This is a genomic window from Metabacillus sp. 22489 (genome assembly GCF_052044855.1).
GTDB lineage: Bacteria > Bacillota > Bacilli > Bacillales > Bacillaceae > Metabacillus > Metabacillus niabensis.
Genome location: NZ_JBQENT010000014.1, coordinates 1 through 12,189 on the forward strand (window position 1 = coordinate 1; position 12,189 = coordinate 12,189).

Annotated in this window: 11 protein-coding genes; 6 read left to right on the plus strand and 5 right to left on the minus strand. The window is 38.0% G+C overall.

From position 1 onward, the window contains the following. Positions 1-171: 171 nt before the first annotated feature. A complete protein-coding gene (locus ACTJJ9_RS10410; protein WP_145582429.1) occupies positions 172-996 on the minus strand; it encodes an aldo/keto reductase in 825 nt (274 codons plus the stop codon). Between the two features lie 73 nt (positions 997-1,069). Continuing rightward, a complete protein-coding gene (locus ACTJJ9_RS10415) occupies positions 1,070-2,281 on the minus strand; it encodes a multidrug effflux MFS transporter (RefSeq protein ID WP_145582430.1) in 1,212 nt (403 codons plus the stop codon). Between the two features lie 419 nt (positions 2,282-2,700). Here ACTJJ9_RS10415 and ACTJJ9_RS10420 point away from each other — a divergent pair, with 419 nt between their 5' ends. Both ACTJJ9_RS10420 and ACTJJ9_RS10425 read left to right on the plus strand, forming a co-directional pair. Further along, positions 2,701-3,366, plus strand: coding sequence for a type 1 glutamine amidotransferase domain-containing protein (locus ACTJJ9_RS10420; protein WP_145582431.1), 666 nt, complete (start codon positions 2,701-2,703; stop codon positions 3,364-3,366). A 22-nt stretch (positions 3,367-3,388) separates the two neighbouring features. Then, positions 3,389-3,583 (plus strand): tautomerase family protein, encoded by a 195-nt coding sequence (locus tag ACTJJ9_RS10425; protein ID WP_095302147.1) that lies wholly within the window; start codon positions 3,389-3,391, stop codon positions 3,581-3,583. A gap of 124 nt (positions 3,584-3,707) precedes the next feature. Here the strand turns inward: ACTJJ9_RS10425 and ACTJJ9_RS10430 are convergent, their stop codons facing one another. After that, complete coding sequence (locus ACTJJ9_RS10430; RefSeq protein ID WP_145582432.1) at positions 3,708-5,513, minus strand: M3 family oligoendopeptidase; 1,806 nt, start codon at positions 5,511-5,513, stop codon at positions 3,708-3,710. 451 nt (positions 5,514-5,964) lie between these two features. On the opposite strand from ACTJJ9_RS10430, the gene ACTJJ9_RS10435 reads away from it, so the two are divergent. The 4 genes from ACTJJ9_RS10435 to uraH are packed head-to-tail and all read left to right on the plus strand — an operon-like array spanning position 5,965 to position 9,678. Further along, a complete protein-coding gene (locus ACTJJ9_RS10435; RefSeq protein WP_145582433.1) occupies positions 5,965-7,293 on the plus strand; it encodes a nucleobase:cation symporter-2 family protein in 1,329 nt (442 codons plus the stop codon). Positions 7,294-7,308: 15 nt separating this feature from the next. Then, complete coding sequence (gene uraD / locus ACTJJ9_RS10440) at positions 7,309-7,821, plus strand: 2-oxo-4-hydroxy-4-carboxy-5-ureidoimidazoline decarboxylase (RefSeq protein WP_145582434.1); 513 nt, start codon at positions 7,309-7,311, stop codon at positions 7,819-7,821. Between the two features lie 43 nt (positions 7,822-7,864). Further along, a complete protein-coding gene (locus tag ACTJJ9_RS10445; protein WP_145582435.1) occupies positions 7,865-9,292 on the plus strand; it encodes an NAD(P)-binding domain-containing protein in 1,428 nt (475 codons plus the stop codon). A 32-nt stretch (positions 9,293-9,324) separates the two neighbouring features. After that, entirely contained in the window at positions 9,325-9,678 is a 354-nt protein-coding gene (uraH, locus tag ACTJJ9_RS10450) for a hydroxyisourate hydrolase (RefSeq protein WP_145582436.1), read from the plus strand. A gap of 70 nt (positions 9,679-9,748) precedes the next feature. On the opposite strand, the gene ACTJJ9_RS10455 is transcribed toward uraH, so the two are convergent. Together ACTJJ9_RS10455 and ACTJJ9_RS10460 are read right to left on the minus strand one after the other, a co-directional pair. Beyond that, positions 9,749-11,125: an allantoinase gene (locus tag ACTJJ9_RS10455; protein ID WP_145582437.1), complete on the minus strand. Its 1,377-nt coding sequence runs from the start codon at positions 11,123-11,125 to the stop codon at positions 9,749-9,751. 187 nt (positions 11,126-11,312) lie between these two features. After that, positions 11,313-12,179, minus strand: coding sequence for a fumarylacetoacetate hydrolase family protein (locus tag ACTJJ9_RS10460; protein ID WP_440768652.1), 867 nt, complete (start codon positions 12,177-12,179; stop codon positions 11,313-11,315). Between the last annotated feature and the right edge of the window lie 10 nt (positions 12,180-12,189).

Below are 12,189 nucleotides of genomic sequence, written 5' to 3' on the forward strand. Positions count from 1 at the left end.
TATGCTCATATTTTGGTTGGGGAACCAAAAATATTTTAGCACCACGGAAGAGTTTTTTTAATACCACGCTGAAAGCTTTTTGGAACCCTAGGCCTAGCCTAGGGTTTTCTTTTTCACAATCAGCAAAACCCATTCCGAATTAGAATGGGTTTTAACCGTTGGATTTATTTTTTAACGAACATGTAATTCGTTAGGATGTGCCCCTTTACGACGATTGCGATTCAATTGATTGATTTGTTCCATTTCATCACTTGATAACTCGAAATCAAATACTTGAAAATTCTCTTCGATACGTGATGGAGTAACAGACTTAGGGATAATGATCGTATTGTTTTGCAAGTGCCAACGCAACACAACTTGAGCTGGAGATTTACTATATGACTTAGCGATGTTTTGAATCACTTCATCCTGCAACACTTCACCACCTTGGTCAAGCGGACTCCAAGCTTCAACAAAAATATTATGTTTTGCACAAAATTCCTTTAACTCATTTTGCGCAAGGTATGGATGACATTCAACCTGATTTAATACAGGTACAACTTCACATTCATTTAGAATCCGTTCTAAATGCTCGATTTCAAAGTTACATACACCAATTGCTTTAACACGACCATCATGATAAAGCTTTTCTAACGCCTTATATGTTTCAACATATTGGTCAAATTTCGGTGTTGGCCAATGTATCAAGTATAAATCGACATAATCAAGTCCTAGTCTTTCTAAGCTTTCATCAAATGCTCGTAATGTGTTTTCATAGCCTTGATCCGAGTTCCACACCTTTGTTGTAATAAATAACTCTTCCCGAGGAACCGAGGATTGCGCGATCGCCTTTCCAACACCTTTTTCATTTTTATAAATCATTGCTGTATCAATGGAGCGGTAACCAACTTCCAATGCTTTTGCAACTGCCGCTGTTGCTTCCTCATCTCCTACCTGCCAAACTCCAAATCCGAGCTGTGGCATCTTTAAACCATTATTAAGTGTGACGTAATTCATTTTATGTATCTCCTTTTTTATGTATTTTTACTAACCTTAAAGGAAATTTACCCCTAAAAGATTAGTTTACCGCTTATTTTGTAGCTTGAACCTTTAATGAAGCTTTTCGCACAAATCCATAATAGGATAAAAACGCTAAAAAGCTTGCTGAAAATATTATAATCCCCATAGGAATCGCTGAATATTCTCCTGCTACACCTACCAACGGGGCGGTTAATGAGCCAAGTAAAAATGGCAATAAACCTAACAATGCAGATGCGCTACCAGCAATATGCCCCTGTGTCTCCATTGCTAGGGAAAAAGAAGTAGTTGAAATGATTCCAATGGATGAGACAAAAAAGAAAATCGGAATCGCAACAACAATTAGCGGTGCCTTCATCAATAGCGCTATTAGTAAAACAGCACTTGCTATGTTCGAAATCGTTAATCCAATCTTTAAGAAGGTCTTCTCAGGAATAATATCTGTTAAGCGGCCAACTAATTGTGTTCCAATAATTAGAGCGAAACCATTTATTCCAAATAAGAGACTAAATACTTGAGGTGTTACCCCATAAATATTTTGATAAACAAAAGGAATTCCTGACACATAGGCAAAGATACCCGCAATGATAAAACCTTGAGTAAGGGCATATCCTGCGAACTTTCGATCCTTTAATAAAGAACCAAAATTTTTAAATGTTTGCGAAATATTACTTTGGACACGTTTATGTTCAGGAAGTGTTTCTTCAAGTTTTAAGGTTACGAGTATAACGAGTAAAATTCCAATACATGCCAATACAAGAAACACTCCAGACCAATTTGTAAATGCAAGGACACCACCCCCCGCAATCGGTGCAACAATCGGTCCAAGGTTACCAACTAACATTAATAAAGCAAAAAATTTCGTCAGTTCTCTCCCACTATAAACGTCACGGACAATCGCACGCGAAATGACGAGTCCACCTGCAGCTGAAAACCCTTGGATAAAGCGAGCTGCAATAAAAATTGATATCGATGGAGCGAAAGCACAAATGACAGAAGTAACCAAATACAAAATAAGGAATATTTGCAATGGTTTCCGACGGCCTTGTACATCACTCATCGGCCCTATAATCAATTGTCCTAACCCTAATCCTAATAGGCACGACGTTAAGCTTATTTGTACTAATGATGCTGTTGTCCCATACTCCTTAACAATCGTGGGGAAAGAAGGTAAATACATATCAATTGTAAAGGGACCTAATAGAGCAAGTGATCCTAGGAGCAATGCAAGCTGCAAACGTCTCCTGCCTGTTATTTCATTCATCTTTTTCCTACCTTTCTAGTAAACTTACTATAATAAATTTATGTATAGCCATGAATTAAAGTAAAAATCAAAAACAACTAAAATTTATTTAAATTTCAGGAAATCCTACGGTAAATTATCTAACATTTCATAGCATCCCCATTACAAATATACGGAACTTAATAGGATTTTAATAAGCTTGCTAAAGGTACTTGATGAAATAAATTAGATGTCCCCTGCTACGATTCGGTAACACAACTTCCACAATAACGATTGTATTCTTTCTCATACTAACTAATCAACAATTTTGATTCGAATCGGATTTATTATACGATGAAACTCTTTATTTCTATTCATAATCATTGTATTTATTCTTAAATGATCACCCATACTATCTTTGGATGAATGATGAATAGATGACATTTAGGAGGAAAGCAATAATGGGTGCTCAAAAAAATGTACTGTTTGTTGTCACTAACCATACGAAAATAACAAACGATCATAAAACAGGGCTTTGGTTAGAAGAATTTGCAGTTCCTTATTTAGTTTTTAAAGATAAGGGATATAACGTAAAGGTAACGAGTATTGAAGGTGGTGAAGTTCCGCTTGACCCAAATAGTATTGAAGATAAACCAGAGTGGAAAGCGGCGGAAGATGAATTGAAGAATACCTCTAAATTAAGCAAGGATGATGCGGGGCAATATGATGCCATTTTCCTTCCGGGTGGTCATGGCACAATGTTTGATTTCCCTGAAAACGAAACATTGCTTTCCATTTTACAGCAATTTGCTGAAAAAGAAAAAGTAATTGGTTCTGTTTGCCACGGTCCAGCTGGCCTTGTAAATGTTACCTATAAAGACGGGACCCCTTTTGTAAAAGGAAAAACACTGACTGCTTTTACAGATGAGGAAGAAGTTGACATGCAGCTCGACATCCATATGCCCTTTCTGCTTGAAACAAAGCTACGTGAAAAAGGAGCAAATTTTGTTCGAGGTGAAAAATGGTCAGACTTTTCCGTCCGTGATGGACAGTTAGTAACTGGACAAAATCCGCAATCAAGTCAAAGTGCTGCACTTAAAGTCGTTGAAGCTTTAGAAACAGTTTAATTGATTTGGAGGTTCTTGACCTATGCCCTTTATTACAATAAAGGTACTTGAAGGAAAAACGATTGAGCAAAAACGGAGCCTTGTGCAAAAAATGAGCAAGGTAGTTGCCGAAACATTTGATGTTGAACAAGATAAAATCTTTATTTTCTTTGAAGATTTAAAAAAAGAGGATTATGGCAAGCAGGGAGACCTAGCTCTATATTTTGAAAATTCTTGATTCACCTTAACTAGTAAAGCAGGTAAAGAAATATCCTGTTTTATCTTTACCTGCTTCTTACAATCGGAATGAAATTAGGAAATAAAAATACATTTACCTTTACGCTAGAAAATTATCAGTTCCTTTACAGTCTATCATTTGTTAAGCTTATAAACTCTTCGGCATCCTTTGCTATAAGCTGGACACCAGCCTCCCAAAAGTCCAGTTTTGTAATATCCACTCCTAAATGCTTCATCGCTAAATCTTCAACCTTCATTGAGCCTGTATCACGCAGTAAAGCAATGTACTTATCCTCAAAGCCCTCTGGATTTTTTAAGTATTCACTGTATACACCAAGACTGAATAAATAGCCAAAAGTATAAGGGAAGTTATAAAATGGGACATCATCAATAAAGAAGTGAAGCTTGCTGCACCAGAAATGTGGGTGGTAGCTCGATAAACTATCACCATACGCTTCTTTTTGCGCATTAACCATCAATTCATTGATTCGTTGCTCAGAAACGATTCCTTTTGAACGTTCTTCATAAAACGATTTTTCGAAAAGAAAGCGAGCATGAATATTTAAAAACATTGCCGTTGCGTTTTCTAATTTCGTGTTTAATAACGTGATTTTTTCTTCTGTCGTTTTTGCCTTTGCAATCGTTGCATTGCTAATGATTGTCTCAGCAAAGGTACTTGCCGTTTCCGCAACATTCATTGCATAATTTCGATTTAACGACGGCAAATCTCTCATCACATAGCTATGGAATGCATGGCCTAATTCATGAGCCAATGTACTAGTATCATTAGAAGAGCCTGTAAATGTCATAAATATCCGTGATTCCTCTGATTCAGGAAGCTCCTCACAATAGCCACCAGGACGTTTATTTGGACGATCCTCCGCTTCAACCCAGCGATTTTCCAATGCATGCTTCGCAAAGCTCGCAAGCTTCGGTCCAAAGCTAGCAAAGTTTTCAATCACAAAATCACATGCTTCATCATACGTATACCGTGGTGGTTTCACATCACCAAAGGCTACAGGGGCATCAACATCCTGCCAGCCTAATTTATCCATTCCTAAAATCTTAGCTTTTTGCTTCAATAAAGCGATAAACGGCTGTTTATGTTTGGACACCGCTTGCCACATCGCATTTAAAGTCTCTTCAGACATTCGGTTATATTCCAAGGGCTCCTCTAGGAAGTTTTCCCGGCCATGAGCCTTTTGCAAGGTGAGACGATAGCCATCTAAATGATTTAACGTATCAGCAAAAATTGGCGCATATTTTGTCCATGCTGCCTCCCAATTGTCAAACAGTTGCTTTCTCACTTCAGGGTCTGGGTCAGCGTACATACGATTCATTGCTTGCCCAACTGAATATTCCGTTGTGTTTCCTTCTTTATCGGTATACGGAATAGTGATAATCGAAACGGTTGTATCATACAATTGACTCCATGCAGCTAAGCCATCCTTATTTAAATTAGTGATTAGCTTTTCTTCTTCCTCTGATAATAAACGTTTCCCATTATCACGAATTTCGTTTAATGCGAAAGCCACTTCTTTTAATTGGTCATCCTCTAACAGAGTTTGCCATGCCTCATCCGAAATAGAGACGAGCTTCTTTGAGAAAATCGTTGAATAGGTTTCAACCTCACCTAATAAATCAATAATTTGCCCCATAACAACATTTGCGTGCTCATCATTTGTATATGCATCATGCCACATTTGGACAAATGTTCTAGCTTGACCTAAACCCTTTTCAACGCTTTCTTCTTTATGTAAGATTTTTTTCAGTGGCTCTTGTGAATTATTTTCAGCAACATTCCACGATATGATAAGTGTTTGATACTCTTTTATTTCTTCTTTAAGATTATGTAATTTTTCTTGCAGCTCCTGTGATTTGGTACCACCCGGAAAAATCGCATCTAAGTCCCATGTATCTGCGTACTTCAATTGAATCACTCCTTTTCTACTACCATTTTAACCCTTTATTTTACGAAGGCAAATAATAAAGTATGACAAAGAAGAAAACCTCCCTATAAAACTTCTACTTCCAATTAACTTTCTGCAAACACTTACATATTTTTGCTTCGAGCTTTCCTTCAAGCCTTTATTATCAGTTTCAGTCTTGAAGTTTCCGTTTAAATATTATCTTTAGACAATTACTTAAAACAATGGAACAAAATGTGACATAACTAAAATAAACTCCACACGATTTGTGATTCTTTTTTTAATATTCTTCTTTTATAAATTAGAAAAATATCATTTTTTATACAACATGCCTAATAAAAAAACCGTTTTTTGTCAGTTTATACAATGACAGTTTTCAGAATATTTATTATTATGTAAACATTAGATACATTATACGTTAGAATTTCTAACACGTAAAATAAGGAGGTTCATTATGACTAAAAAAATTGGAAAACCAGAAATTTTCTCTTTAGGCTTACAGCATGTACTCGCGATGTATGCCGGTGCAATTTTAGTTCCGCTTGTTGTTGGAGGTGCCCTGCAATTCACCCCCCAGCAAATCGCCTTTCTTGTCTCAATTGATTTGCTGACATGTGGAATTGCTACAATTCTACAATCGATGAAAGGGAAATATATCGGACTTGGACTTCCTGTCGTATTAGGAACTTCGTTTGTCGCGGTTTCCCCAATGATTATGATCGGGACGAATTATGGGATTTCTGCGATTTACGGGTCAATTATAGCAGCAGGAATTTTCATTATCCTATTTTCGGGTTTGTTCGGTAAATTAATTAAGCTATTTCCACCAGTTGTAACAGGAACCGTTGTTAGCATTATCGGATTATCGCTCATCCCAACTGGAATAAAAAACATGGGCGGAGGTGCTTCAAGTTCTGACTTTGGTTCGGCTGAAAACCTCATCCTCTCATTTGGAGTTTTAGCAGTCATTTTAGTGATGAATCGGTTTTTAAAAGGGTTTCTTCGTGCCATTTCTGTACTGACAGGGATTATTGTCGGAACAATTGCCGCAGCTTTCATGGGAAAAATAGATACAGTGGCTGTAGCAGATGCAAATTGGTTCCATATCCCAACACCTTTTCATTTCAGTACTCCTTCCTTTGAAATCGTCCCAATCTTAACGATGATTTTAGTCGGGATCGTTATTCTCGTCGAATCAACAGGAGCCTTTCTTGCACTTGCGAAAATGACTGACAGAGAATTAACTGAAAAAGAAATTACCCGTGGGTATAGAACGGAAGGAATTGCATTTACTCTTGGGGGAATTTTTAACGCCTTTCCTTATAGTACGTTCGCACAAAATGTTGGGCTCATTCAATTATCAGGAATCAAAACAAGGTCTGTCACGATTGCTGCTGGTTTTATCTTAATCGGATTAGGGTTAGTACCGAAAATCGCAGCTTTAGCAACCTTAATCCCAACTGCGGTATTAGGTGGGGCAACAGTTATTATGTTTGGAATGGTAGTGTCATCTGGGATTAAGATGCTAAACGGTGTTGATTTTACAGATAACAACAATCTATTAATTATTGCTTGCTCGATTTCATTAGGTCTAGGTGCAACAGTTGTACCAGAGCTTTTCGCCGGCTTACCAGCTACCCTTCGAATCATTGTTAGTGATGGGATTATTACAGGAAGCCTAACTGCCATTATCTTAAATATGATTTTTAATATGCGTCCAAAGCGTTCTATACAAGTGATACCTGATGCGACGTTAGAGCCGAAAGTAAAAAATTTATCGTAAATGGAGTTTGATGACATGTATACACTCGAAACATTAAATAGCTCTTCCTCTAAGCAATTCATCGAAATTGTCGAAGGGATATTCGAACATTCACCATGGATTGCTGAAAAAGCTGAAAAATCAAAACCATTCACCTCCATCGAGCAGCTATTTCAGAAAATGGTTAGTATTGTCGAAAATTCTTCACTAGAAAAAAAGCTCAAGCTCATTAAAGCCCATCCTAATTTAGGAGAAAGAGTAGCAATGACGACAGATTCAATCAACGAACAAAAAGGTGCAGGATTACAAGATCTAACCCCTGAAGAATACAGCAACTTTATCAACTTAAATAAAAGGTACATGGAAAAGTTTGACTTCCCCTTCATCATTGCAGTTCGCGGTAAAAATAAGGAGCAAATTTACGACGCAATGAAAGCGAGAATCGATCACGAAATCGATCTTGAGTTTCACACCGCGTTAAAGGAAATCTTCAAAATTGCAAAGTTTCGTTTAGAAGAAAAAATAATCCCAACTGCTGTTACTGAATAAGAAAGACATCTTAAAGAATTTTTGAAATGAAAGGATGAAAATGATGAGTCTCGAAGCATTAAATGAACGAGTAAAAAAAGAATTATCCTATCTTGCCATCGATCTTAAGGAATGGGAACAGCAAATACCTTATTCTGAAGGACATGTGTATGATGTAATTATTGTCGGCGGTGGTCTAGGAGGTCTAGGAACAGCATTTGGTCTTAAGCGCGAACGAATATCGAATATTCTCGTCCTTGATGAAAATGTCGCAGGGTTTGAAGGTCCATGGGAAACATACGCACGGATGGTTACTTTACGTACACCTAAACATTTGACCTCAATTGATCTTGGCATCCCCTCCCTCACCTTTCGTTCATACTGGGAAGCGCAATTTGGAGAAAAGAGCTGGGAAGCGATCGATAAAATTCCTCGCGGAGATTGGATGAATTACTTACGGTGGTATCGCAAAGTGCTTCATTTACCAGTCATCAATGAGGTAAAATTAACATTGATTGAGCCTTTAGAAAATGGAATATATAGGCTTCATGTCACTGGTAATGGAGCACCTGCAAGTTCACTATTAGCACGTAAAGTTATTTTAGCTACAGGAATTCAAGGTGGTGGTGAATGGCATGTGCCTACATTCATTTCAGAAAACTTACCAGCAAATCTATACAGTCATACGTCACAGCCAATCGACATTTCTTCGTTAAAAGGGAAAAGGATTGCGATTTTAGGAGGAGGAGCTTCTGCGTTTGATAACGCTAATTTCGCCCTTTCCGAAGGGGTATCAGAAGCACATGTATTTGTTCGTCGTAATGAGCTGCCGCGAATCAACCCGATTCGGCAAATGGAAAAATCCGGTCTCATCGAACGATTTCATTCATTGCCAGACGAAGATAAATATGCTGTTATGTCCCATTTCTTTAAAAATAATCAGCCACCGACAAACGACACTTACGAGCGGGCAGCCTCATGGACAGGATTCCATCTTCACTTAGGTTCACCTTGGCTAAATGTTGAGTCTAAAGGAAATGAAGCGATCGTAACAACACCAAAAGGGACATTTTCATTTGATTTCTTAATGATTAGTACCGGTCTCATTACCGATCCTGCCCTTCGTCCTGAATTAAGACTTATCGAAAAACATATTGCCCGCTGGGGTGACCGCTATAAAGCTCCAAAGGATGTCGCTAATCCAATGATTGATGCTCATCCATATTTAACTCCAGGCTTTGGACTTCAAAGCAAGGAAAAAGCAGAAAAAAAACTGCTAGAAGGCATTTTCACATATAATTATTCAGCATTAATTAGCTGCGGAATTGTTGCTTCTGCTCTTTCTGGTATGAAATTTGGGATTCCTAGATTAGTAGTAGCCGTTTCTGAACAGCTTTTTCTTGACAAGCGAAAAGACGTGCTTGAGCAATACTATTCGTACAATGAGCCTGAATTCGTTAGTGACCTGAAAAAACCTATTCGAAACATATAATCTGTTACAAAATGCAAAGGAGAATCCTATAAATGTCTGGACTTACAACACATGTGCTCGATTTGACTCATGGCCAACCAGCCAAAAATGTTAAAATTGAGTTATATTATTTGCAATCTGGCGAATCAACATTACTAAAATCAGTTGCAACAAATGAAGATGGACGGCTCGATTCCCCTCTTTTATTAGAAAACGAGATGAAGATCGGAACTTACGAGATCATCTTTCATGTCGGAGACTACTTTCACAGCAAAAGCATTGACCTTCCGAGCCCTGCCTTTTTAGAAACCGTGCCTGTCCGCTTCGGGATCGCAAATCTAGAAAGTCACTATCATGTCCCACTATTAATCTCTCCTTGGGGCTATCAAGTTTATCGTGGAAGTTAAAAAAGAGACATTCTTTTCGGTTTGATCCGATTGGAATGTCTCTTTTTAGTAGAAAAATGGAATCAGAAACTCATTTTACATATTCAACTTTTTCAGGTTTAACCCACTCCCCTTTAGCTTTCCCTGCCACAACCTTACCATCCTGGTAAACGATTTTTCCTTTACTAATTGTTGCAACAACCTTACTCGGGAATGTATGGCCAATATATAAACTTTCTTTATGCTTGGCAAGGAAATTTTCCTTTGTTACTGTAAAGGAATCTTCTAATGATAGAATCGCTAAATCAGCATCATAGCCTACTGCAATTTTCCCTTTCCGTTCTGAAAGCCCAAATCTCTCCGCTGGTGCCGATGCTGTTAATTGCGCGATCGTTTCAAACGGAATATTATATTTAATGGCTAGTTCAAGCAACGATAATAATGTGAATTGTCCACCGCTAATTCCACCCCACGCAGCAAATAAATGATGCTTTTTCGGATCTTTTAAATCAAAAGGACATGGCGAATGATCCGAGGAGACCATATCAAATTTTTGGTTGATGACAAGTGAAATTAACTTCTCCTGCTCTTCTTTTTCCCGTAATGGTGGTGCACATTTTGCAATGGTTCCCAATTCACGTAAGTGTTGGTGATTGAACAGTAAATAATGCGGACAAGTTTCAACTGTAATATCCATTCCACTATGTTTTGCTTGTTCGATTTTTTCAATCGCCAACGCGGAGCTTATATGGACGAAATGAAGCGGACAACCTGTAAGCTCTGCATAGTATATCGCCCGCTCCACCGCTTCAACCTCCGCCATAATCGGTCTTGATTCGAGATAATCATCCGCACTAAAAGCGCCAGCCTGTTCTTTCTCAGCTTTTAACCAATTCGTAATCGAAGCACTTTCTGAATGAAGTGCTAATACCTTCCCCGTTTTTGCAATTATTTTCATCCCATTAAGCAATGTCATATCATCTACTGAGGCAAATTCTTTGTTGCCTGTTTCAGAAAGAAACGCTTTAAAACCAATAACTCCAGCTTCAGCAAGTGGTTCTAAATCCTTTTCACTTCCAGGAACAAGCCCACCCCATAAGCTAAAGTCGACGAACGACTTCAACTTCCCGATCTCTGCCTTCTCGGTTAATGCCTTAACATTAACGGTTGAAGGAATGCCATTCAACGGCATATCAAAGTAAGTCGTACAGCCTCCTGCCGCCATCATCATCGAACCTGTATGGAAGCCCTCCCAACTCTCTCTACCAGGTTCACTAAAATGTACATGTACATCAATCACCCCCGGAAAAATATAATGATTTTCTGCATTTAGCATCACACTAGCGTTAGCTTGGATACCTTTTTGAAGTGCGACAATCCGTCCATCCTTTATCCCAATATCCGTTTCCTTTACTCCATCAGGAAGGACAGCTTTGCCATTTTTAATTACAACGTCTAATCGTTCCATTACAAGTGCCCCTTTCACAAAACAAAATGATATATATTCTGACATGAGATGTTAATTGTGTTTCCTATATTTTAAATCAACTACTAATACGAATCATTAATAAATTCGTGAATTTTTCATTTTTGCTTTGTATAAAATAACTAAAAAACCAAGCACCTATTGTGATTGGTTCTTCCTTCAAATAATTTTATTTAAAATCAATAACAGGGTTTCGTAATGCTTTAAAACCATCAATCTGGCATTCTATAAAATCTCCATCTCGAATTACGACTGAACCTGGTGTACCCGTCATGATGACATCACCTGGATTGAGCGTCATAATCTGTGAAAAATAGGAAACGATAAATGAAGGCTTGTACATCATATTAGCAACCGTATTATGATGTGCCTCTTCTCCATTTAAAACGGTTTTAACGATTATCTGCTTGAGATCTGTATATTCATCAGCCGTGATGAAATAAGGACCGAAGCTAAAAAATGTATCAAAGCTTTTTGACCTTTGCAAAAAACGAGGATTTTTCGCATGAATATCCTTTGTTGTTACATCAATCGCTGTTGTGTATCCAGCAATTACCGATAGTGCATCCGCCTCAGCAATATCCTTGCATGATTCCCCGATGATAATCGCAAGTTCTGCTTCTGCCGTTACTTGCCTTGATTGACGAGGGAGAGTAATCGCTTCTCCATGTCCTATTAAACTCGTAACTGGTTTCATAAAAATAATCGGATCTTCCTCAGGTGGCTTCCCCGTTAATTCGATTGCCTTATCGAAATAATTCATCCCTACACCCCAAATGCTTTGGGGATGCCGATAAAGTGGAGCGAACACTGCTTCTTCTACTGAAATGCTTGGAAGATGAGACAGTTTACGTTCACCTTCATTTTTATACCAATCGATTAATTCTACTAATTGGTTTGTTTGTAAAAGCTGAAAAAGGTCAGTACCCCATTTTTTCTTTTCCAGTTCATTGATTGTTTGAATGAGAATGAACCGTCCTGAAAAAATAATCGTTGCCTCTTCTTTTCCAGCTATTTGAACCGTTGCTAGCTTCATATTTTTTCTC